The sequence below is a fragment of the Rhizobium sp. BK376 genome, assembly GCF_004341625.1.
In the GTDB taxonomy this organism is placed as follows: Bacteria; Pseudomonadota; Alphaproteobacteria; order Rhizobiales; family Rhizobiaceae; genus Rhizobium.
In genome coordinates, this window is record NZ_SLZG01000001.1 from 66,322 (window position 1) to 89,428 (window position 23,107).

At 57.9% G+C, this 23,107-nt stretch carries 22 protein-coding genes and 2 tRNA genes; 11 read left to right on the top strand and 13 right to left on the bottom strand.

What is annotated here, in order from left to right:
• Positions 1-3: 3 nt before the first annotated feature.
• A complete protein-coding gene (locus tag EV561_RS00325; protein ID WP_132516498.1) occupies positions 4-1,221 on the bottom strand; it encodes a deoxyguanosinetriphosphate triphosphohydrolase in 1,218 nt (405 codons plus the stop codon).
• Between the two features lie 211 nt (positions 1,222-1,432).
• Between EV561_RS00325 and erpA the strand changes: the two genes are divergently transcribed.
• Both erpA and xth read left to right on the top strand, forming a co-directional pair.
• A complete protein-coding gene (gene erpA, locus EV561_RS00330) occupies positions 1,433-1,765 on the top strand; it encodes an iron-sulfur cluster insertion protein ErpA (protein ID WP_132516500.1) in 333 nt (110 codons plus the stop codon).
• Positions 1,766-1,917: 152 nt separating this feature from the next.
• Positions 1,918-2,709 carry an exodeoxyribonuclease III gene (gene xth, locus EV561_RS00335; protein WP_132516501.1) on the top strand — a complete coding sequence of 264 codons (792 nt, stop codon included), beginning with the start codon at positions 1,918-1,920 and terminating at the stop codon, positions 2,707-2,709.
• A 16-nt stretch (positions 2,710-2,725) separates the two neighbouring features.
• Here the strand turns inward: xth and exoR are convergent, their stop codons facing one another.
• Positions 2,726-3,529 (bottom strand): exopolysaccharide production regulator ExoR, encoded by an 804-nt coding sequence (gene exoR, locus EV561_RS00340; protein ID WP_132516503.1) that lies wholly within the window; start codon positions 3,527-3,529, stop codon positions 2,726-2,728.
• Between the two features lie 146 nt (positions 3,530-3,675).
• On the opposite strand from exoR, the gene EV561_RS00345 reads away from it, so the two are divergent.
• On the top strand, positions 3,676-3,996 hold the full coding sequence (locus tag EV561_RS00345) for a hypothetical protein (RefSeq protein ID WP_132516505.1): 321 nt from the start codon (positions 3,676-3,678) through the stop codon (positions 3,994-3,996).
• A 230-nt stretch (positions 3,997-4,226) separates the two neighbouring features.
• On the opposite strand, the gene EV561_RS00350 is transcribed toward EV561_RS00345, so the two are convergent.
• The 4 genes from EV561_RS00350 to EV561_RS00365 all read right to left on the bottom strand — a co-directional run bounded on the left by EV561_RS00350 (position 4,227) and on the right by EV561_RS00365 (position 10,725).
• On the bottom strand, positions 4,227-5,501 hold the full coding sequence (locus EV561_RS00350; protein ID WP_132516507.1) for an OmpP1/FadL family transporter: 1,275 nt from the start codon (positions 5,499-5,501) through the stop codon (positions 4,227-4,229).
• A gap of 421 nt (positions 5,502-5,922) precedes the next feature.
• Positions 5,923-8,766, bottom strand: coding sequence for a valine--tRNA ligase (locus EV561_RS00355; protein ID WP_132516509.1), 2,844 nt, complete (start codon positions 8,764-8,766; stop codon positions 5,923-5,925).
• A 119-nt stretch (positions 8,767-8,885) separates the two neighbouring features.
• Positions 8,886-9,815, bottom strand: coding sequence for a DUF2497 domain-containing protein (locus EV561_RS00360; RefSeq protein WP_132516511.1), 930 nt, complete (start codon positions 9,813-9,815; stop codon positions 8,886-8,888).
• Positions 9,816-10,053: 238 nt separating this feature from the next.
• Positions 10,054-10,725 (bottom strand): protein-L-isoaspartate O-methyltransferase, encoded by a 672-nt coding sequence (locus EV561_RS00365; protein WP_207910491.1) that lies wholly within the window; start codon positions 10,723-10,725, stop codon positions 10,054-10,056.
• 353 nt (positions 10,726-11,078) lie between these two features.
• On the opposite strand from EV561_RS00365, the gene EV561_RS00370 reads away from it, so the two are divergent.
• Positions 11,079-11,432, top strand: coding sequence for a hypothetical protein (locus EV561_RS00370; protein WP_132516513.1), 354 nt, complete (start codon positions 11,079-11,081; stop codon positions 11,430-11,432).
• A 40-nt stretch (positions 11,433-11,472) separates the two neighbouring features.
• Here the strand turns inward: EV561_RS00370 and EV561_RS00375 are convergent.
• A tRNA-Cys gene (locus EV561_RS00375) sits at positions 11,473-11,546 on the bottom strand.
• Positions 11,547-11,739: 193 nt separating this feature from the next.
• Between EV561_RS00375 and EV561_RS37010 the strand changes: the two genes are divergently transcribed.
• Together EV561_RS37010 and EV561_RS00380 are read left to right on the top strand one after the other, a co-directional pair.
• A complete protein-coding gene (locus EV561_RS37010; protein WP_165927726.1) occupies positions 11,740-11,901 on the top strand; it encodes a hypothetical protein in 162 nt (53 codons plus the stop codon).
• Positions 11,902-12,651: 750 nt separating this feature from the next.
• Entirely contained in the window at positions 12,652-13,248 is a 597-nt protein-coding gene (locus EV561_RS00380) for a J domain-containing protein (protein ID WP_132516515.1), read from the top strand.
• A gap of 78 nt (positions 13,249-13,326) precedes the next feature.
• Here EV561_RS00380 and EV561_RS00385 read toward each other — a convergent pair whose 3' ends face one another.
• From EV561_RS00385 to EV561_RS00410, 5 genes are all read right to left on the bottom strand, one after another.
• Entirely contained in the window at positions 13,327-13,650 is a 324-nt protein-coding gene (locus tag EV561_RS00385; protein ID WP_245512553.1) for a hypothetical protein, read from the bottom strand.
• Positions 13,651-13,735: 85 nt separating this feature from the next.
• Positions 13,736-14,125 (bottom strand): DoxX family protein, encoded by a 390-nt coding sequence (locus tag EV561_RS00390; RefSeq protein WP_132516517.1) that lies wholly within the window; start codon positions 14,123-14,125, stop codon positions 13,736-13,738.
• A gap of 78 nt (positions 14,126-14,203) precedes the next feature.
• A complete protein-coding gene (locus EV561_RS00395) occupies positions 14,204-14,464 on the bottom strand; it encodes a hypothetical protein (protein ID WP_132516519.1) in 261 nt (86 codons plus the stop codon).
• A gap of 2 nt (positions 14,465-14,466) precedes the next feature.
• Positions 14,467-14,787, bottom strand: a complete 321-nt coding sequence (locus EV561_RS00400; RefSeq protein WP_245512554.1) for a helix-turn-helix transcriptional regulator — start codon at positions 14,785-14,787, stop codon at positions 14,467-14,469.
• Between the two features lie 1,076 nt (positions 14,788-15,863).
• Positions 15,864-15,938 (bottom strand) — tRNA-Asn (locus tag EV561_RS00410).
• A gap of 118 nt (positions 15,939-16,056) precedes the next feature.
• Between EV561_RS00410 and EV561_RS00415 the strand changes: the two genes are divergently transcribed.
• The 4 genes from EV561_RS00415 (at position 16,057) to EV561_RS00430 (ending at position 20,112) form a co-directional block, all read left to right on the top strand.
• Positions 16,057-16,362: a hypothetical protein gene (locus tag EV561_RS00415; RefSeq protein ID WP_132518006.1), complete on the top strand. Its 306-nt coding sequence runs from the start codon at positions 16,057-16,059 to the stop codon at positions 16,360-16,362.
• Positions 16,363-16,711: 349 nt separating this feature from the next.
• On the top strand, positions 16,712-18,091 hold the full coding sequence (locus tag EV561_RS00420; RefSeq protein ID WP_132516523.1) for an extracellular solute-binding protein: 1,380 nt from the start codon (positions 16,712-16,714) through the stop codon (positions 18,089-18,091).
• Between the two features lie 229 nt (positions 18,092-18,320).
• Positions 18,321-19,190, top strand: coding sequence for a sugar ABC transporter permease (locus tag EV561_RS00425; RefSeq protein WP_132518008.1), 870 nt, complete (start codon positions 18,321-18,323; stop codon positions 19,188-19,190).
• 7 nt (positions 19,191-19,197) lie between these two features.
• On the top strand, positions 19,198-20,112 hold the full coding sequence (locus EV561_RS00430) for an ABC transporter permease subunit (RefSeq protein WP_132516525.1): 915 nt from the start codon (positions 19,198-19,200) through the stop codon (positions 20,110-20,112).
• 203 nt (positions 20,113-20,315) lie between these two features.
• Here EV561_RS00430 and EV561_RS00435 read toward each other — a convergent pair whose 3' ends face one another.
• Complete coding sequence (locus EV561_RS00435) at positions 20,316-21,428, bottom strand: sn-glycerol-3-phosphate import ATP-binding protein UgpC (protein WP_132516527.1); 1,113 nt, start codon at positions 21,426-21,428, stop codon at positions 20,316-20,318.
• Between the two features lie 210 nt (positions 21,429-21,638).
• Between EV561_RS00435 and EV561_RS00440 the strand changes: the two genes are divergently transcribed.
• Positions 21,639-23,090: a deoxyribodipyrimidine photo-lyase gene (locus EV561_RS00440; RefSeq protein ID WP_132516529.1), complete on the top strand. Its 1,452-nt coding sequence runs from the start codon at positions 21,639-21,641 to the stop codon at positions 23,088-23,090.
• Positions 23,091-23,107 lie beyond the last annotated feature (17 nt).

Sequence of the window (23,107 nt, forward strand, 5' to 3'; positions counted from 1 at the left end):
TGCCTATCGCAAATCCGGAGTCTGGTCAAACAAGCGCCTGTGGGCACTGATGGCATAAGTATCGGTCATGCCCGCAAGATAGTCGCCAACGTGGCGGGCTTTGGCTGCATCGGCGAGGCCGGCGATATGATCGACCCAGTAGTGGCTCTGCATCTCACGCGGGTCATTCATGTAGGCCTGAAACAGGTCGGTGACGATCTGGGCAGCGCCTGCGCGTATGCGCATAATATCAGGATGACGGTAGATGCGCTTGAACAACATCTGCTTGATCAGCTTGTCCGTCTCGGCCATGGCCGGCGAAAAGGCGGCGACGACTCGGTCCGCGCTGCGGATCCCCTGCACATTCTGAGGCCGGATCTCGGCCAAAGCGGCCTGGGAGACTGAAATCACGTCCTCGACCATCCGCGTGATCTGGCGGCGCATGATCTCGTGGGTGAAGCGGCTGGCCTCCAGATTGGGATAACGATCCCTCACCTCGGCCATCAGCCCTGCCAGAAACGGAATATCCTCAAGCATATCGAAATCGAGATAGCCGGAACGAAGACCGTCATCGATATCGTGGGTGTTGTAGGCGATATCGTCGGCGATAGCGGCAACCTGCGCCTCGAGGCTGGCATAGGTCGAGATCTCGAGATCGTGGATTTCGCAATAATCGAGGATGGGTTGCGGCACCGGCCCGCGTGTCCCCTTCCCATCGGCCGTCAACAGCGGCCCATTATGCTTGACCAAGCCTTCCAGCGTCTCCCAGGTCAGGTTCAAGCCGTCGAATTCGGCATAGCGCCGTTCCAGCTTGGTGACGATGCGCAGCGACTGGGCATTGTGGTCGAAACCGCCATAGGGTTTCAGCACGTCGTGCAGCGCATCCTCGCCGGTATGACCGAAAGGCGTGTGGCCGAAGTCGTGCACCAGCGCCACGCCCTCGGCAAGATCCTCGTCGAGCTTGAGCGCGCGGGCGAGTGCGCGGGCGACCTGCGCCACCTCGATCGTATGCGTAAGGCGCGTGCGATAATGATCGCCGTCTTGGGCAATGAAGACCTGGGTCTTGTGCTTCAACCGGCGGAAGGCGGTCGTATGGACGATGCGGTCGCGGTCGCGCTGGAAGTCGGAGCGCGTAGGACTGGATGATTCCGGATAGAGCCTTCCACGCGTTGTCCAGGGATCCGATGCGTAAACGGCCCTCTCGCCATACCCAAAACCCAATGCATGCCTGTCAATCGTCATTCTTCATACCACACTGGCAACGCCCATTGACGTCGCTTCTCAGCCTTCATACCTATAGTCATGAAAAACAGCAAAGCGGCCATGCCTTTCGGCATAAACTGTTCGCTGTCGCCTTCTGTCGGTTCATGATAAAGGCACTGAATATCAGTCGTTTGAAACGCAACGACAAATATTGGTTCTCTCCGGATCTTGACCCCGGCAGGAGGAAAGCATGACAGATACGAATGTAACCCTTTCAGATGCAGCGGCAAAGCGAATCGCGGCAATCGTCGGTGCAGAAGCCGGCAAGAGCGCCCTGCGCGTCGCAGTCGAAGGTGGAGGCTGTTCCGGCTTCTCCTATAAGTTCGATCTCGCGGAAGGGCCGCAGGACGACGATATCGTCGTCGAGAAAGGCAACGCGACTGTCCTGATCGACAAGCTGTCGCTGATCTATATGGCTGGCTCCGAGATCGACTTCGTCGACAACCTTCTTGGCCAATCGTTTCAGATCAAGAATCCGAACGCCGTCGCAAGCTGCGGCTGCGGAACGAGTTTCTCCATTTAACACCATCCTTGCGCATGGATCGAAACGGCCGGACATCGATATGTCCGGCCGTTTTGTCATGACCTATGGAAAGGTGGAGCTTACGCCAGAAAGCGGATAGCCTTGTCGTTTCCATGTGGCTAAAAGGAAAGGCGAATGAGGGAAATTCGTCCATGAAGATCGCTACCTGGAACATCAACGGCGTCAAGGCTCGCATTGAAAACCTTTGCCAGTGGCTCAAGGATTCCGATCCGGATGTCGTCTGCCTGCAGGAAATCAAGACGGTCGACGAAGGCTTTCCGCGGCTGGAGATCGAAGCGCTCGGCTATCACGTCGAAACGCATGGCCAGAAGGGCTTCAATGGCGTAGCGATCCTCTCAAAAGCCAAGCCCGACGAGGTCAATCGCGGTCTGCCCGGTGACGACGCGGACGAGCAGGCTCGCTTCATAGAGGCTGTTTTCTCGGTTCCGGGGAACCGTGCTCTCCGAGTCTGCTGTCTCTATCTGCCGAACGGCAATCCGGTCGATACGGAAAAATACCCCTATAAGCTTGGCTGGATGGAGCGGCTCCGGACATTCGCGGCCAGTCGCCTTGCCTTGGAGGAACCGCTGATCCTGGCTGGCGACTACAATGTCATCCCGGAGCCGCATGACTGCTTCGACCCCAAGGTCTGGGCGAACGATGCGCTGTTTCTGCCGCAAACGCGTCAGTCATTCCGTCGGCTGGAGAATCTGGGTTTCATCGACGCCATCCGCGCGACGACGGATGCCGTGCAGCTCTATTCATTCTGGGATTATCAGGCCGGCGCCTGGCCGAAGAACAACGGCATCCGCATCGATCACCTGATGCTGTCACCGGAAGCTGCCGATCGCATGACGAGCGCTGCGATCGAGAAGCATGTCCGCGCATGGGAAAAGCCGTCCGACCACGTGCCTGTCATCGCGCATTTCGATTTCGCGGCCTGAAGCCGAAGGGCCTGACTTATTCGTTGCCGGCGACATCAAGCTGATGCGCCATGGACACCGCCACGCGGCGGTCGTTTTCGCTTGCCAGCGAGAAGGCCTGTTCCTGCAGGTCTTCCATCCACGGACAATCCTTTGACGCGCACTTGTCGAGCGCAGCTGTCATGAAAGCAAGACCGCGTATCGACTGACCTTCCTGGAAGAGAATGTTGCCGAAGACCGACATTGCGCCGGGATGGCCGCTCTTGCGCGCCTGGTTCAGCCATTTCTTTGCCTGCAAGACATTGGGTGCGCCGCCCTCGCCTGCGAGCATCATCTGCGCAAGCTGGAACTGAGCCTCCGCAACGCCGAAGGTGGAAGCAACCTGGAAGTAGAGCTGCCGCGCCTGGTTCAGGTCAATCTTGACCGGGCTGCCGGGGATGCCGTGCTTGTAGTAGTTCGCAAGCGCCAGGAGGGCGTTAATAAAAAAGCCGGTATCCTCCGATCCCGGCTCGACGCCCTGCTGTGCGATTTCGCTATAGATCTTGAAAGCCTCGAAATCATTCTGCGCGACGCCGTCGCCATCAGCGTACATGTTTGCAAGCGCCCACCGAGAGCCGGTATGGCCCTTCTCCGCCGCATATTTGTAGGCCTCCACGGCCTCTTCCTTCTGGCCGTTCTTGTAGGCCTTGAAGCCGAATTTGAAGAGATCGAAAGGCCCGGATTCCTTGGTGACGCCGGCATTGATGTCGAATGCTTTTGCGGGTCCGGCCACAGCCGCCCCGACGGCAATGGACATGCCCAAAAGCATAAATCTGACAGATATGAACTCGAACCTAAACATAACAGTCGATTTCTTTCGCTCCATCCGCATCTGCCCCAGTGCGCCCTACTGCACCGGTGGACATCCGGACGTATTCTCCAGAGGCGCGCAAACCAGCTAAGGCTCCGTTCAAGGAAGCTCTCGCGGTGCGACCGGCCCATGTCTCCATGAGAGACGAATTGACTTGCACCCCCACCCGCGCTGCAGAAAAGCCGGCTGCAGAGTGTGCATTTCCTGTCGTTCCTGCGGCGTCGACTTCATGTCGCCCGCCACATTTTTCAGCATATCGTGAAATTGTGGCTAAACCTGCGTATGCCCTGCTGGGACGGACTTCCAGCACCGGCAAAGCACGTCCAACCATTTTCAGAAGAAGCGACCGAAAAGCCGTATGGCAACAGTTTTTTGCCTGTTCGGAACCAGATTCCCGCATCATCGAAGCAACGCTGGCTTCGATCGCGAAATGGTATTTTTGTTCCGGTAAAAACTGACCCATTTGACTTTTACGCACTTTCCGATGGCTCGCCCCAAGCCCGCTAATATCGCTGCGCCCTCTTTGTGGCGGGAAATGGACAAATCTGGCGCCGGATAAGCCCCTGCAAACTGTTGGGAATAAGTGTTGCTGAATCGTCACAAGTGTCTGATGGCGCGCAGGATGAGCGGCGGCAACGGAGCCCGATAGCAAGGCTCCGCACGCGGCCGGAAGCAGACAATTATGGGATCAGAACGTTACCTTCATCGAGGTGGAGAGCGCCCCGACGAAATCATTACCGTAGCTATACGTTACGTCATTACCGTAGGTCACGCCGTTGGAGACGACGGTTCCGGAATGGCCGCTGGTCAGGAGGCCGACTGCACCGGCAAACCTGAACTCGACATGCTCGGTAGGTTTGTAAGAGACGCCGGCGCCGAGCGTCCAGGTGTCCGAGGCAATACCGTAATCCATCGCGGCGGTACCGCGGTCCCATGTCAGGCTGACGGCACCGCTCCACTTGTCATTGAACTGATGGCCGACACCGCCCGTGATCGTCCAGCCATCACGATAGAGCAGATCAAGCGACGTAATCTTTGCGGCGCTGCCAGGCACGCAGGACACGATACCGCGCGTTGCCGTCGCGCAGAAGGGAACGCTCTGGAGAACGCTCCAATTAGTCCACTTGACGGAGCCGAAGGCCAGCCAGTCTGGCGCAATACCGCTCTGCAGCTTCAGTTCGAGAGAATCCGGTGCAGTTGCCTGGCCGTAAACCGGCGTAACGACACCGAAAGGGGCGCCGAGTACTGCCGGAACGCTCGTAAGATCGACTGTTCCGGAAAGACCGTCGTATTTGACCTGACTGTTATAGATCAGGCTGGCGCGGAAAGCATATTCCGGGATCTCATAGGCGAGGCCGCCTCTCCAGCCCCATCCGTGATCCTGAACGTTGAGCGTTCCGGTATCGTCGGAGGGATTGAATATGCCGGGGCCGAGCGGCGTACCGGCAGGCAGAACGACCTGTTCCTTGAAGCCCTCGACCTCCTGATAGAATCCACCGCCGATCAGGCGGATATCGCCTGGACCGGCATCGAATTTGTAAGAGCACGTCAACCCGTAATTATGCGTCTTGAGCTTCGTCTCGACATCGTAATTCGCGCCGGCCCAGTTCGTCCCCGGATTGGAATGTGCGCCGAACGGCTCGGAGTAATCCGCCAAGCAGTCGATATCGTCGGTAAGGCCGATTTTGACGCCGAAATAGGGAACGGCATAATTTTCGGTATCGCGAACCGAACTGGAGCGTCCGTTGAGGTCGCCATCAGCAGGGTTCACGTCGTGGGCGTTCTTCAGCCTGCGATCCGGCATGACATAGGTCACGCCTGCCTCGAAGGCATAGCGCGATTTATCGAACAGGAGATCGATGTCGTAGCCACCGCGCTCAAGCCCGCCGGCAAAGGCCGTATTGGCGAACGCGGAACAGATGAGTAGCGTCAATACGCCACTGGACGGTACGCGGTATCCCATTTTTCCCCCACTCGAACTTTTGTTTGGGTCAGTGTTTAAGCCCGTAACCAGAATTGGCAATGTGACGGGACCCTTCGCCGAGTTGCGACATACTGACCGACTTGCGTAAAAAAATGATTTTCACGACTGGAAGTAAAAAAATTTAAACGTTTTTTGCTTCTCTAATACTCAAAACAGGCTCGGACTAGATTCTCATTCTCAGTTACGACCGTTCTGTAACAATCTGACAACACTTTTCTTTTTCAAATCGCCATACCTATTTAGGGGTAATCCCCTGAACATGTGCCAGCCTGAAGCAATGCAGGGATGCATCTGCGCTGCGTGAGTTCTAGCGGGGCTATGGGTGCTTCTCTACCAGCCAGAATCAAAAGGGCATGAAGCTTTCGCTCCATGCCCTTTTTGAGGAAACTGCGCCGGGAGATCAGCCGGCTTCACTGACCCTGGCAAGCGCAACCTGCAGGCTTTCGCGCTGGCTCTCCAGCTCGACAAGACGATCGCGTTCGGCCGCGACGACTTCAGGGTTGGCGTTGGCCACGAACTTCTCGTTGGAGAGCTTTCCGACGATCCGGGCGATTTCCGCCTCTCCCTTGCCTATAGCCTTTTCGAGGCGGCTCTTTTCGGCGGCAAGATCGATCAGGCTGCCGAGCGGCAGACAAACCGTCGCTTCGCCGACAACGATCTGAGCAGCACCCTTCGGCGCCGTATCGGCAAGAGAGATATCCTCGACGCGCGCAAGCCGCTTGATTGCCGCATCATGGCGGAACAAGCGTTCGCGCGTCAGGTTATTGCCGCCGATGACGACCAAAGGCGCCGTTGCTGCGGGCGGAACGTTCATTTCCGAACGGACCGAGCGCAGGCCCGAGACCAGGTCGATCAACCAGTTGATTTCGTCGGCGGCGACATCGTCGGCATAGAACGGAGCCGGCCAGTCCGCATGGCAAATCAAGCCATCGCGTTCCTTCCCCTCTCCCGCCGTATGCGCCCAGAGCTCTTCGGTCATGAAAGGCATGAAGGGATGCAGCAGCTTGTAGGTCTCTTCCAGCACGTAGGCAGCGCAGGACTGCGCTTCTGCCTTGGCGCCCTCATCCGTGCCACCGAAGACCGGCTTCAGCAGTTCGAGATACCAATCGCAGAACTGGTTCCAGATGAAGCGGTAGAGCACACCGGCGGCGTCGTTGAAGCGATAGGCTTCCAGCGCCTCGGTCACATCACGCATGGTGCGATTGAGTTCCGTCAGGATCCAGCGATTGATCGTCAGCTCGGCGGCTTCCGGCACGAAATGCGGATCGCTCTTGGCGCCATTCATCTCGGCAAAGCGCGTGGCATTCCAGAGCTTGGTGCCGAAGTTGCGGTAGCCGGCGATACGCGCTGGATCGAGCTTCACGTCGCGGCCCTGCGCTGCCATGATCGCAAGCGTGAACCGCAGTGAATCGGCGCCATATTCGTCGATGAGTTCGAGCGGATCGATGACGTTGCCCTTGGACTTCGACATTTTCTGCCCGTTCTTGTCGCGCACCAGCGCGTGAACATAAACGGTATTGAACGGCTCGACGGGCTCGCCGTCTTCGTCCTTCATGAAGTGCAGGCCCATCATCATCATGCGGGCAACCCAGAAGAAGATGATGTCGAAGCCGGTTACCAGAACATTCGTCGGGTAATAGCGCGCAAGCTCCGGCGTTTCCTCCGGCCAGCCAAGCGTAGAGAACGGCCAGAGCGCAGAAGAGAACCAGGTGTCGAGCACATCCTCGTCACGCGTCAGGATCTCGCCGGGCTTGAAGTTCTCGAGCAGGTCCTCGACATAGGCCTTCATCGGCCCTTCGTGCGAAAGGTAGTGCTGGATGGCCGCCTGAAGCGCTTCCTCTTCCGTCTTCTCGACGAAGACCTGGCCATCCGGACCGTACCAGGCAGGAATCTGGTGTCCCCACCAGAGCTGGCGCGAGATGCACCAGGGCTGGATGTTTTCCATCCACTCGTAATAGGTCTTGTCCCAGTTCTTCGGAACGAACTTGGTGCGGCCTTCGCGAACGGAGTCGATTGCCGGCTCGGCAAGCGTCTTGGCGTCCACGTACCACTGTTCGGTCAGCCGCGGTTCGATCGGCACACCGCCGCGATCTCCATGGGGAACCATGTGCTTGTGGGGCTCGATCTTGTCGACAAGACCGGCCTCCTCGAAGATCCGAACGACGATTTTGCGCGCCTCGAAGCGATCCTTGCCTTCAAGTTCGTCCCAGGCGCCATGCAGCGCTGCCGGATGATCAAGACCTTCGAGGAATTCTTCGTTGTCCTTAAGCGTAATGCGGCCATCAATGGTCAGAACGTTGACGGCGCGCAGGCCCGCGCGCTTGCCGACCTCAAAGTCGTTGAAGTCGTGCGCGGGCGTCATCTTGACCGCGCCGGTCCCTGCCGTCGGATCCGGATACTCATCGGCAACGATCGGAATGCGGCGGCCGACGATCGGCAGAATGACATGCTTGCCGACGATGGACTTGTACCGCTCGTCATCAGGATGAACCGCGATGCCGGTATCGCCGAGCATGGTTTCCGGACGGGTCGTGGCGACGACGAGATAGTCGCGCGTTTCGAATTCCGTCGGCTTGCCGTCCTCATCGAAAGCGATTGGATGCTTGTAGGTGACGCCCTCTTCCAAGGGATAGCGCAGATACCAGAGATTGCCGTTGACCTCGACCTGTTCGACTTCGAGGTCGGAAATCGCCGTCAGCAGCTTGGGGTCCCAATTGACGAGGCGCTTGTCCTTGTAGATCAGGCCTTCCTTGTAGAGGGTGACGAAGACTTCGCGGACAGCTTCGGAAAGACCTTCGTCCATGGTGAAGCGCTCGCGCGACCAATCGCACGAGGCTCCCAGGCGCTTCAGCTGGTTGAAGATCAACCCGCCCGATTCCGCCTTCCATTCCCAGACCTTCTCGATGAAAGCGTCGCGGCCCATGTCGCGCCGGTTCGGCAACTGCTTCTGGGCCAGTTGTCGTTCAACGACCATCTGTGTGGCGATGCCGGCATGGTCCATGCCCGGCTGCCACAGCACGTCCTTGCCCCGCATCCGTTCGAAACGGACCATGATGTCCTGGAGCGTGTTGTTGAGCGCATGCCCCATGTGCAGCGAACCGGTCACGTTCGGCGGCGGGATGACGATCGTGAAGGTTTCCGCACCCGGCTTGGCGTTCACGCCAGCGCGAAAAGCATCGGCCTCATCCCATTTCGCAGCGATTTTCGGTTCAACGGCGGCGGAATCGTAGGTCTTGTCGAGCATTTTTGGACCGGTTCTGGAGGGTTCTTGGTGCAGGGTTGTAAATAGGATGGCCGCTGGCAAGTCAATAAAAAAGCCGCCCCGAAGACCGGAGCGGCGTTATGGATGCCTGGCCGGAAAAATCAGCGACGGGGACCGCGCGCCACCCGCTCGATCTCCTCGCGCACGAGACGCTCGACCAGCGTCGGCAAATTGTCGTCCAGCCATTCCTGCAGCATCGGCCGCAGCATTTCCTGCGCGATCTCGTCGAGCGACCGGCGCTCGGCGCCATCGATCGCCGCAACGAGATCTTCGAAGGAGCGAGCCACCTGCTGGCCCGCTGCTTCCGACATCAGCATCTTCGGCAATTCCGGCTGCACAGGCGGAAAAGCAAGCTCTTCGGCTACCTGCATCTCTTGCTGGACCAGCATCGGGCTTGGTTCGACCACACTCATTTCCGTTGCCGGCAACTGCTCGGAAACAGGCTCTGAGGGCTCGCTGTCCATCAGCTGCAGCTCGACGATCGCGGGCAGATCAACGACCGGAGCCGGCGCCTGGGGGATTTCTGCGATCGCGGGCGTCGCAACGAGCGACAAGGGCGGCGGGAACTCCGGCGTGACGGCGCGCAACGGAGGAGGCGCAATCGGCTCACGGCGAACTTCGGCAAAGCGGGCTGCCATGGCCGGCGGCAATTCCCGCTGCGGCGGCATCTCGCGCACGGCACCCGGCTGAGAGCTGTTCCGTTCGGAAGCGGCACGCACCCGCGCCGCAACATCGGCAAGCGACATCGTACGGGCCGGCTCTTCCGATTCGCGGACAGCACCGGAAGAATTTGCGGCGACGAAGCGCGGATCCGGCATGGATGTTGGGGGAACGTCGTCGAGCGGCATTTCTTCCAGATCATCATCGACAGTCAGGTGGATGCTGTCGTCGTCATTCGACGCTGCGTAGACGGGTGGCAGCGACGCCGAAATCGACTTGCCGGCACCTGGTTCATTGCTTTCGATGATCTTGCGGATCGACGCCAGAATCTCTTCCATGGACGGTTCACGCGCTACATTTGGCTGAGCCATATTCATCCCCGTTGCCCGAAATAGCGACCGAATGCCTAACCAAAAGGGGCGTTCGAATCACCGCCACCTTATGATACCCACCCCATGAAAAAAATGACCGGAAATCAAGTAAATCCGGTGATGCACAGTTTTGTTATCGGTCTATCGAGCCTGCATCACGGCCCAATTGCCGCCTTCCAGAAACGAAAACGGACGCCGAAGCGTCCGATCGTAGACTGCCGAAAACGCCAAAGAGCGATCAGAAAACGAATTCCTTGACCTTGGTAAAGCCCGGAAGCGGCTTGACGGAGGCGTTGAAGAAGACGTTTTCCGAGAAAGCGCCGCGCTCGCGGGTGAAAACGGTGGCACGGGCGGCATTGCCATAACCCTTGACAACCAGAAGACGTCCGCCGTCACGAAGCTGGCCGAGCAGCGTTTCCGGAACTTCTTCGACGGCTCCGTCGATGAAAATCAGATCATAGGGAGCGACCGCCTGATGGCCCTTTTCCAACTGGCCGGTCACGACGGCGACATTGGCGTAGCCGAGGCCAGTCAGCGTTTCCTTGGCCTTGGCGGCAAGCGCTTCATCGCTTTCGAGAGCGGTGACCGATCCGGCGAGCAGCGAAAGAAGGCCAGCTGTGTAGCCTGTGCCGGTGCCGACATCGAGAACGACATCGTCCTTGCCGACGCCAGCCAGCTGAAGAAGCTTGGCAAGCGGCGAAGCCTGCATCATGTAGCGCGGCTTGTTGCCGTCAGCCGCCGGCGCGATCTCGATATCGGTGTCGATATAGGCGAGCGGCTTTGATTTTTCCGGAACGAATGCCTCGCGCGGCACGGTCAGAAATGCGTTCAGAACCGAGTGCGAGGTCACATCCGTCGTCCGGATCTGGTTCTCGACCATCTTCACGCGCGCAGCTTGGAAATCCATCATGTCCTGTAGCCCCATCGGAAAGCCGGGTTGCCTGTTATGGTCCCGTGTCTTAATCGCCACCGGGTCAGCTTTCAAGGCATCGCGGCAGGCCAAAGGAAAATTCATGCCGCTGCGTCGCCCCGCAACAACACACAATCTCGCTAGCAGCACTCGTTCAGCCGATTGCCGCATGAACGCAGCTTTGGCTATCGGGCTGCTTGAAGCACGCACAAAGATAAAATCTTCGATGGATTTTCCAAAACAATTGCAATTTTAGATAAGCTATTCACTCATCCTTCCAGTACTTATGCGATAGAGCACGAAAACGGAGGTTTTCTATGCGTCGATCGTTCCAAATACTTGCAGTGATAAGCTTGACTGCCTTCGCCCCGTTGCCGGCCACCGCACAGGGCGTCATGCCATTCAATCCGGGCATCAGATCGGGTCAGGTTCCCGACGGATATATTTCCGTTCAGTCCGGGATTTCGCTATCGCTGCCCCTGAAGGACGACGGCAATGTCGACGATCAAATCAAGAGCGCCCAGAAAACGCTCTACGGCCTCGCTTCCGGCAGCTGCGCATCGGCCCTGGAAACAATTGCAGATGACTGCAACATCAGCTTCCTGTCTACCAATGTCGACATGAACCAGGATGTACGGAGTGCAAAGATCATGGTTCGCAGTCAGATCACGATGATCATGAAGCTCAAGGCTGCGACCGCGAAGTGAAATGGGAAGGTAGAGTGCAGTTACCAAACTGCATTTGATCTGGAGGCCTCGCCCGGAATTGAACCGGGGTACAAGGATTTGCAGTCCTCTGCGTCACCACTCCGCCACGAGGCCTCTCAGGCTTGTATGATCAAGCTGGAGGCGCATTTAGAATGATCCCAAGGAAACCGCAAGGGCATTTTTAAAAAACACCTTGCTTGATTTTCGAACGGTATCGCCCTGTCTGCATTTAGTCCCCTTCTTCTTTTCGGAACAACACCTATCCGTCCGGGGTTGTTTTTCCGAGCTTACAAAAAGGAGATGCGAGATGCACGAACTGCTGCGCGAATTCACCGAGACCCGGGCCAAATTGATCCGCCGGATGCAGGACGAAGGCCCAACCCCGGAATCCATACGGGCGCTTGCGGAGCTGCAGACCGCGATCATGGCGGTCCAATCCGAGCTTCAACAGCGATTCGGCGGCCAATGAGGGGCGGTTTCGATCGTCATGCAGGGAATCAAAAACGGACGAGATGATTTTGATAATCCCGTCCGTTTCGAGTGATGAAGCGATTAGCCAGCTAAAAACTTCCTGTAAAAAACAAATGTAAAAATCTCCAGAACATTATCGTTCCGAGGATGATCCCTGCCCACATCGCGACGGATATCGCGATGGCGGCAAGGATATATTTCATCCGTGTCGTCATCAGCGCCTCCAGTTGAATGGAAGTGGCTTCTTCTATCAATCGAATGCAGATCTTCGCGGTAATCTCCCGTTAACGGTTAGCGCACGGTAAAGAGAAAGGTGCGACACTCTGGGAAAGGCGATCAAAGCGCCCGGCATCCGTTCCATATCGAGGCGAGTTGTTTCAGATTGAGCAGGTGCCCTGTGGATAAGCACCTGTTCCTTCATCAATCGCAGATCGCATTTTATCGACGGTTCAATCCATCAGGATTGCGCCCTCGCCCACTCAGACAGAAATAGTGTTTTATTTCAAATGGATAGATTTTATTCGCCGATTCGCGGTGACGATAACGCTTGCTAAATTTGAAAGGGCCGCTATTGCGAGCCACCAAAACGACGCAAGTTCGCGGCACAAACAATGCCGCTGCGAACGCCAATTCGACGATCGATCAACGCAGTGTCGAAAAATGTCTCCTTCGAATTGGCCGATCGGAATTATGCCGAATTGAGGCCCAAGCTGGCTGGCGATATAAGGACAGACGTGCCGGGATCGTAATGATGGGTGAAAGTGTGATTGAGCCTTATGAATTGCTTGGCATTCCGCGCGAGGCAGGCGATGCCGAGATCAAGGCCGCCTATCGCCGGCTTGCCAAGAGCGCCCATCCGGATTCGGGTGGCGACGTCGATTCGTTCGCTCAGGTGAAGTGCGCCTACGAACTGCTGAAGGATCCGATACGGCGCAAGGTCTACGACGAAACCGGCTACGATCCGCAGCTTGCCGAGGTCAAGGATCTGGAAGGATTGCTGATCCTCGAAAAGGTCATCAACGACATGGTGCTCGACGAACGCGAACCCGGCAGCTTCGACCCGGTTGCGCTGATGCGCAGGAAGCTCACGGATGAGGTCGTCCAAGCCCGATTCCACGTTTTCGAACTCGAGCGGCATCGCGGCCGCATTCGGAATCACCTCGATCGCATCAGTAGCCGCCCAATGGCCGACGTGCTCGGGAGCATGCTTAGAACACGCGTCACTTCAATAACCGAAGCAATCGAGAAAGCCGGCAAGCATGTGGAGGCAATCGAGCGGGCCTACGAGATGCTCGAAGGCTATGGCTACGAAATCGAAAGCGTTCAGGCCAAAGCAGCCGAATGAATCATCGGCGCTAAAAAGCCTACCTTCGAGAACGACAACTGCCGGCATTGCGGAAGATGTCCGCTCGGCAGTACGCCCTCAGTCGTCGAACGGCGGTTCGTATACCTGGCAGTTATAAAGACGGCAGTTCCTATCCTTTGCGGGAACCCAATCGTCCGTTGCCACGTAGCCCGGCTGGCAAAAGCGGCTGTCGCTCACATAGCGGTCATAAAGCATTCCCGAACTCCGCGATCCCGGATGCTGCACGATGACCGCGCCTTGACTGTCAATGATCTGGCGAAGCGCAGCGCAGGTGCGGGTCGTCGAATTGATCCGCGAAATTGCCGCCGCCGGAAAGGCGATGCCGGCAACCGTGGTTAAAACGCAAAGTGCCATGAGGGCGCGTGACAATGAACCGAACATCGTTTGATCTTTCGACTTGCGTGTATCCGGCCATATAATAGCGCATTCCGCGATGAAGTTCTCCCATCGCGGAAATCAATGGTAATCAAGAGGTTGTGAGCGGCAAGAGTGCCCGTAGCCTCGGGTCGCGAAGATAGAGGCCGGCCCATGTCAGCACTCCGAGAAGGAGGCAGATGATCTGCGGTGGCGCGCCCATCTCGCCAAGGCGGAAATGGGTGCATATGGCACCACCCAGGAAGCCGGTGATCAATATGGCGCCCAGCACCGCCGTCCGCGGAATGGCATACAGGACGGCGCAAACGAGAATGATGATACCCAGAACCGGCGCCAGATTCGCCGGAAAGCCGGTCGCCGTCATTTCGGCTTCGATCATTGCTGGTGAAAAGAGATCGACTGCCGCGTCGGCTAGCAGTGCCAGCACAACGATCCCCGACACTATGCGCCCTGCCCAGACAGCTGTATTCGTACCCGCCATTCTCTTGCCTCGATGATTTGACCGCGATCTAGCCCGACTTGGGCAACAGATCAGCGTTCAGTTTTCCTGGAAAGCATTTCAATGCACCGAAGGATCGGTCTCTTCGAAAAACGACCGGATACCGTCGCGCGCGATCGTCGCGAGGAATTCGTCAAAGGCCTCCCTGTCGGTCGCAAAGGGCTCCTCCCACTCGACAAGGTCCTCTTCGGGCGTCACGACTTCCATGCGCCAGTCGCCGTTGGTCCCGGCCGGCCTGAAGATGTCGACAAGAACAGTCACCCCGTCCTCCGTGAATTCGCCGGAAAGTTCGGAATGCTCGACCTTAGGTTTCTTTGCCATGTTTAGCCCCCGCTCCCCGGTCCGCCGTCGCCTTCGAGAAATTCCGGATACTGTATAAGCTCTGACTCGTCCATCTCGATCGTGTGGCCGGAACTCCGGGCGAGACGAACGCCTGGACCGCCGTCGCCCGAATAGACGCCATCGAAGAAAACAACACCCGCAGCTTCAAGTGCTGCCTGCAAGGCGTCGATCGTGCGTTCCTTGAGCTCTTCGCCCGCTTCGAAACGAGAAACGGTCCCCGGCGCAACCTTGGCACGGCGTGCCAGGTCACGGATACCCCAGCCCAGCGCTACCCTTGCCATTTTGCATTGCGTCGAATTCATTTCGATACACCGTATCAATTTCGCACGAAGGCAAAAATTCGATATTGATACAAAATATCGAAATTGGACAGCAACGCAATGGTTTTCAATGCCCGCCGCTGCGTGCGGCGACGGTCGTTGGTGTCTGTGTGGGGTGGGTTCAAAAAGAACAGCCCGGTCGAGGGAAACGACCAGGCTGCACAGCCGTTGAAACGGCCCTGATCGGAGGTCAATCTAATCAGGTACAAATATCATAATACGAACTTACTATTTGTCAACGAACATTCCGTGGCCAACGAGTGCCGGCATAGCCAGCCGAAGCTGGCGACGCGGAAATCACTTCAGGTTGCGCTTCAGCGTTTCACTGTCCTCGGCGCACAGAGCCGCGCGCGCCATCAGTCTTTCCGCATTTATAAAGCCCAGCTTCTGCAGCCAATCCTCTATCAGAGCGACCATGACCTTTCCTCCATCTTACGTGAAGGTAAACGAGAAACGGCGCGTTGGGTTCCCTGGGCTGAACGGATGACATTTACAGAGCCGAGATGAGGATCTTCACTCGCTCAGCGGCGACCCTGCCTCATTGGGGTGGATGTTTGTGATGCGGATGCGGCTTTTTCTTCTGCACATGTGGCTTAGGCTTTGCCTTTGCGACCGGCGCCGCTGGCTTCTCGTCCACGACGCATCCCTGGTTGGTGAAATGCATGCCGTCGCCGCACGTATAATCAACGGAGTGAAGCAGCGGTGAACGTGGCATCTCCACGCCCGGGAGAGGCATTGCCTCAGCAGCAGAAAACCCGACGCTTCCTGAGAGCGTCAATGCAAGAACAGCGGACATTATCCTTATACGCACAATCCACCTCATGGACACCGAGACGCAATGACGATGATGGAAAATAGGCGTTTTTATGGAGAAGCAATTGCGGCCACGGAGCAGGCATTCCGGTAATCCGCATCGGCTACCGGAGGCTGTGGTGCAAAGCGCGAAAGGTGGCTTCCGCCGGCGACTGGTCGTCGTGTGAGGGACTATCGGAAAAGAAAAAGGAACCGGCTCAGTCGAAAACCGGTTCCTTCATTTTCAGCTATTTCGCTGAGAAAACTGGCTCCCCGGGCCGGATTCGAACCGGCGACCTGTCGATTAACAGTCGAATGCTCTACCGCTGAGCTACCAGGGAACATCGCGTCGCCGCGGTGTGAGTGGGCTAATACAAATGCTTTCCCGATTTGCCAAGCGGTTTTTTCAAAAAATTGTATTCCGCTTGCAATATTTACATGCATCCCCATTTCCTGTGGATGACCGAAGCGAACAAGACCAAGCCGGAAAGCCCTGGAAAAGCACGAAAGTTTGGTGTCGATCACGCCGCTAGCGAACTTGTTTTGGGTTCTTTTCGAATCCGTCTTCCCAAATCGCGGCTTGGCCGCCTCGGCATCGGTTTTGCCCTCCTCTTCGGTGGGACACTTGGTTTCCTGCCGATCCTCGGCTTCTGGATGCTGCCGCTCGGCTTTCTGATACTCTCCAACGAACTGGCGATCGTCCGCCGCTGGCGGCGGCAGTTGTCCGTCTGGTGGGCAAGGAAGCGCCGCCCCGCCTCCTCCTGACCTTCACTTTATATATAATGCATTATGCGCCTTCTGCGCGGATAAGAAAACATTGGCCCGACATCTGCAGCGCGGGGGTCCGGTTGTCCCGTGTGAATTTACCTCTTCTGGATTAGCCTCCACGGGTTACAGCTGAGGCAATCCGGGATCCCTGCCCGACGGATCGTATCTTTCTTCCCGCTACCGAAATCCCGGATTTCCGGGCTTTTCCTGCCGTTTTCTCAGCGTTTCAGCAGCCTTTTCCGCGGCGTTTTCTCCTCACAACAAACTGTCACACAGCTTGTCTATAACGCCGCTGCCGCGGGACTATTCAGGGCCAACGGTTAGACCTTGAAAAGGAAGAGGGATTATGTCCAAACTCAATAATTATATTCGTATGCCGCTCGGTCGGCGCGGCCTGGCGGCCGTCGCAGCTGGCGTTGTCAGCCTTGCAATGGCTCTCCCCGCTGCAGCCGAGCCTACCAAATTTGAATTCTGGTACGGTGTGACCGGCCCGCTGTCCGACACCGTTCAGCAGATGTGCACCAATTTCAACAAGAGCCAGTCTGACTTCCAGATCGTCTGCGTCAGCCACGGCGACTACGCGCAGAACTTCCAGGACCTGATTGCTGCTTACCGCGCAAACAAGCAGCCGACCCTCGGCCAGGAAAACGAAATCACCACCGGCACCATGCTGCTGTCGGGCGCCGTGGTTCCGGCCCAGAAGATGATCACCGACGCCGGCTACAAGATCGACTGGAACAACTACCTCCCGGCCGTTCGCGCCTATTACCAGACCTCGAAGGGCGAACTGTATTCCATGCCGTTCAACTCCTCGACGGCTGTGCTCTACTGGAACCAGGACGCCTTCGCCAAGATCGGCAAGGACAAGGCACCTGCAACCTGGGAAGAAGCGCACGACGACGCCGTCGCCCTCAAGAAGGCCGGCTATGATTGCCCGATCGCTCTCGACATCTCGTCGGATGCCGTCTGGCAGGACATGGAACAGTTCCTGTTCGCCCATGGCGAGCCCGTCGCCACCAAGGACAACGGCTACAACGGCCTCGACGCTCAGGTGGTCTTCAACAAGTCCGCCAAGTTCGTGAAGTTCATCTCCGACCTGAAGGCTTGGACCGATGAAGGGACCGTCGTCCTGAAGAACGCCAAGGCTGGCGAATCGACCACGGCCGCTTTCGCAGCCGGCCATTGCCAGATGGAATTCGAGTCGGTCGCTTCGCACTCCGGCATCGGCAAGACTGCCGCTCCGGACATGCACTGGAGCACCGCAGTTCTCCCGATCTATGCTGGTACCGAGCGTCATAACGCCGTCGTCGGCGGCGCTTCGATCTGGGTTCTGAAGGGCAAGTCGGAAGCCGAATACAAGGGCGCTGCCGCGTTCCTGAACTGGCTCTCCCAGCCTGAGCAGGCGCTGTTCTGGTCGACCAACACCGGCTATATCCCGGTCACGAAGACCGGCTACGACTACCTCGTAAAGTCGGGCTTCTACGACAAGGCTCCTTACAAGGGTCGTGAAGCCGCCATCCATGCACTGAACGACAGCAAGCCTGCTCAGTACGGTGGCATTCGTCTCCTCTCGATGCCGCAGATCCGCGTCGAAGTCGGCAACGCCTTCGCAGCGATCTTCTCGGGCAAGACCCCGGTTCAGCAGGCACTCGACGAAGCTGCCCAGCGTTCCAACGACGATCTGGCCAAGGCTGCCGCTCCGTACAAGGGCCAGGCTTTCCCCTGATCCGTGCTTTAGAAATCGTACTCACGGCCGGGTTCGCCCCGGCCGTGTTTTCCTGAACGGAGCATTTCGGTTTTGAGTGGATCAAGGCCATTGCTCTCATTTTTTTGGTTTGAGGTGCCGCTTGACCGCTGTCGATACCCAGTCCTTGGGCTCTGCTGGAGCCTCTACCGCGCCGACCAAGGCAAAGGCGCCCGCGAAGGCCGCCAAGTCTTCGACGCAGAAGCGCGCCATATTCAAGAATAATTGGCTGGGCTTTGCCTTTGCCGTGCCGCAGCTTCTGCTCGTCTTCACCTTCTTTTACTGGCCGGTCAGCCAGGCGGTCTATTGGGCCTTCACGTCACAAAGCCCCTTCGGCGGCAGCAATGACTGGGTGGGGTTCAGCAATTTTCAGTCGATCCTGAGTGACTCGGTCTATTGGGATTCGATCGTCCGCAGCTTCGTCTTTGCCGGGCTTTCGACGGGCATTTCGATGGGCATCGGCCTGACCATGGCGCTTCTTGTCGATCGCGAGCTTGCCGGCAGCAAGATCTACCGCTCGGTGCTGGTATGGCCATATGCCATCGCCGCCCCGGCGCTCGGCCTCGCTTTCCGCTTCATGCTTGCGCCAGAGGCCGGAGTGCTGGCCTTCGTCAACCATATCTGGCCAGGCATATGGGACCCGTCCCTCAATGGCAACCAGGCGATGGGATCCATCATTTTCGCCTTTTCCTGGAAATATATCGGTTACAACTTCATTTTCATGCTGGCGGCGCTGCAGGCCATTCCGCGCTCGCTGATCGAAGCCAGCGCCATGGATGGCGCGCGCCCGTTGCGGCGCATGTTCGACATCCAGATTCCGCTGCTGACGCCGACCCTGTTCTTCCTGCTGGTGCTCAACATCACCGACAGCTTCCAGGACTCGTTCGGCATCGTGGATATCATGACGGGTGGCGGACCCAACCGCGCGACCAATCTCATGGTCTACAAGATCTATTTCGACGGCTTCAAGGGCCTCGACTATTCAGGTGCGGCAGCGCAATCGATCATTCTGATGGCCATCGTAATAGGCATCACCTTCTTCCAGTTCCGCTATATCGAGCGGCGCGTACATTATAATTGAGATAGCGATGATCGAACGCACTCCCATCTTCAATATCATCAGCCAAGTCCTCTTGTTCCTGGGACTGCTGCTGGCGGTCTTTCCGTTCGCGATCGTGCTGATCGCCGCGACCCATAATATCCGCGACGTCAACATGGTGCCGATGCCGCTTTGGCCGGGGCACGATCTCTTCGCCAACGTGGCGGAAGCGTGGACGCGCGGTAATTTCGGCGTGAAGATCACCAACAGCGTCATCTTCGCCGCAGGCACGGCGATCGGCAAGGTGATCGTTTCAGCCATCACCGCCTATTCGATCGTCTATTTCGGCTATCGCGGTCGCATGCTGATCTTCTGGCTGGTTTTCGTCACGCTGATGCTGCCCTTGGAAGTACGCATCGTACCGACCTATGCGGTGGCTGCGAACGTGCTTTCACCCTATCAGGGCCTGCTCGACATTACCGGCATCACCTGGCTGGTGAACACGCTGACGGGCGTGCAGATCAGCCTCAATTTCGGCCTGCTCGATTCCTATGTCGGCCTGATCCTGCCGCTTGTCGCGACGGCGACCGGCACCTTCCTCTACCGCCAGTTCTTCCTGACCCTGCCGGACGAACTGGTCGAGGCGGCCAAGATGGATGGCGCCGGGCCTCTGCGCTTCTTCTGGGACATGATCCTGCCCCTCTCGCGCACCAACATCGCGGCGCTGTTCACCATCATGTTCGTCCAGACCTGGAACGAATATCTATGGCCGCTGCTGGTCACCACCGACCCGGCCAAGCGTGTCGCAACGGTCGGCCTGCTCGACGTCGTGCCAGGCCCCGATGCCACCCCGGACTGGAATGTCGCCATGGCTGGCGCGCTCCTCGTCATGATACCGCCGCTGATCGTCGTCGCTCTGACCCAGCGACTCTTCGTCCGCGGTCTGGTCGCCACGGAAAAGTAAGACAAGACACGAAGTAGTGCAGCTTTTTCACCAATGGCGGGCCCTTTGCCCGCCATTTCCTTTTTCTGTATTGCGTTCCAGCAAGACAAGTCCTGAGCTCCGCCAAAGATCAAGGTTTATCCTGCCCACAATAAAAAGCCGCCGAAGTTTCCCTCGGCGGCGCATAAAATATTAAGACCTTGGAAAGTGCTTTCAGAAAATTCTTAAGAGGCGAGTTCCTTGACCCGTTGGGTTTCCTGACCCAGGTCGAGGCGGAGGCCGGTTTCACTCGAGAAGAGATGGATGTGCTGCGACGGCAGTTGCAGCGCGATCGGCTGGCCGATTTCACCCGAGGTATGGTCCGTGACCGCAATGGCGAAGTTCGAGCCGTTGATATCGGAGTGGATCACCCGGCCGGCGCCGAGCTCCTCGACGAAATCGACCGTGGCCGGAACGCTGCCGGGCGTACCGACGGGAACCATACGGGCGTGCTCCGGGCGAATTCCCAAGGCGACAGCCTGACCGGCATGCGGCTTGCCGAGCGATGCGTCGACGGGGATCGGAATGCCGTCGAAGATGAAGTACTCGCCATCAGCCGAAAACTTCCCGTCGAGGAAGTTCATTGCGGGCGACCCGATGAAGGAGCCGACGAAGCGAGTGCGCGGCGTGTTGTAGATTTCGAGTGGCGTGCCGACCTGTTCGACGTTGCCCTTATACATGACAACCAGCTTATCGGCGAGCGTCATGGCTTCGACCTGATCGTGCGTCACGAAAACCGAGGTTGCCGAAAGACGCTTGTGCAGGCGGCGGATTTCGACGCGCATCTGGACGCGCAACTTGGCATCGAGGTTGGAGAGCGGTTCGTCGAACAGAAACACTTTCGGCTCTCGGATGATGGCGCGGCCCATCGCGACGCGCTGGCGCTGGCCGCCGGACAATTCGGCCGGCTTGCGCGTGAGATATTCCTCAAGGCCGACGATGCGCGCCGTTTCGGCGATCCGCCGGTCGCGCTCTGCCTTGGGAACACCTGCGACCTTCAGAGCGTAGCCCATGTTCGCAGCGACATCCATGTGCGGATAAAGCGCGTAGTTCTGGAAGACCATGGCGCAGCCACGGTCGCGGGGCTCGAGCTGGTTGACCACCTTGTTGTCGATGATGATCTCGCCGCTGGTGATATCCTCGAGACCGGCAATCATGCGCAGGAGGGTGGACTTGCCACAGCCAGACGGCCCGAGGATCACAACGAATTCGCCCGACCGAAAATTCAAGTCTACGCCGTGGACCACCGCGTTGCGGCCATATGCCTTGCGTACCTGCTCAATCCGGATCTCTGCCATAATGATCTTCCTTGTCCGTCAATTCGCAGGACTGCTAGCGAACTACCATTACAACACGGTGACAAGCACCGTCATTATTGCGGTGCACAAGGGCGCTTGGCGCCCTGTGGCATTCAATCCTGGGAAATTCGCAATTGCCGGGAACCTTTGATCCAATTCTCTCGTATTTGCGTAACATACGCGAGAGGAAAATCAGGGAGGCACGCAGCATTGACAAACGCCACGCAGAAACCGGTTATCTTGTGGTTCCGAAAGGACTTGCGGCTCGCCGACAATCATGCCCTGCAGCATGCTTGCGGCCTGAAACGTCCGGTCGTTCCGCTTTATATCCGCGAGCCTGATGGCCACGGTACCGGGCCGCTCGGCGCCGCACAATGCTGGTGGCTGCACCACTCGCTGACGGCTCTGCGTGAAAGCCTCCAAACCCGCGGCAGCGACCTGCTATTCCTGACCGGCGATCCCTTGGCAACCCTAAGGAAACTAGTCGACGAAACGGGTGCAGATACCGTGCTCTGGAACCGGCGTTATGATCCGGCGGGGATTTCCTGCGATCTGCGCATAGAGGAAGAGCTTCGAAAGGCAGGCGTCGACGTTTCCAGCTACGCGGGACAGCTGCTTCATGAACCAACCAGGCTGCTGACCGGCGGCGGCACGCCCTATCGTGTCTACACGCCTTTCTGGCGGGCGCTGGAAAAGGCCGAAGAGCCCCACGAACCCGTCCCACCGCCGCACAGGATTTCAGCGCCGAAATCCTGGCCAAGATCCGAATCCCTGGCAAGCTGGGGCCTGTTGCCGAGCCGGCCAGACTGGGCTGCATCCTTTTCCGAACAATGGCAGCCAGGCGAGGATGCCGCGTTGAGACGGCTCGACGATTTCATCGGGGAGACGCTGAAAGACTATACACAGGGGCGCGATTTTCCCGCCAAGCCGGCAACCTCGATGCTTTCGCCGCATCTGGCACTCGGCGAAATCTCGCCTGCCCGCGTATGGCACGCAACGCGAGGATTGTCGGAGACGGTGCCTCGCAACAATATCACGCATTTCCGCAAGGAACTCGCCTGGCGGGAATTCTCCTATTACCTTCTCTTCCACTTTCCGCACCTGCCCTACGCCAACTGGAACAATCGGTTCGACGGTTTTCCCTGGCGGTTCGATTCCCAGCTTTTCAGTGCCTGGAGGCGCGGTCAGACCGGCTATCCGATCGTCGATGCCGGCATGCGGCAACTATGGACGCATGGCTGGATGCACAATCGCGTGCGGATGATCACGGCTTCCTTCCTGATAAAGGATCTGCTGATCGATTGGCGCCGTGGCGAGGCGTGGTTCCGCGATACGCTCGTTGACGCCGACCCTGCCAACAACGCAGCGAGCTGGCAATGGGTAGCTGGCTCCGGCGCCGATGCCTCGCCTTTTTTCCGCATCTTCAATCCGGTGCTTCAGGGCGAGAAATTCGATACGGATGGGCGTTACGTCCGGGAATTCGTTCCTGAGCTTGCGAACCTGGATGACAAATATATTCACCGGCCCTTCGAGGCGCCGCAGTCCGCGCTCGACAAAGCCGGCATTGTGCTTGGTGAGAATTACCCGAACCCGATCGTCGATCATGCCGTCGCCCGCGACCGCGCGCTCTCGGCCTACAAGGCCGTTGCGGACGCGGCATAGGCAATGGCACGATCTTC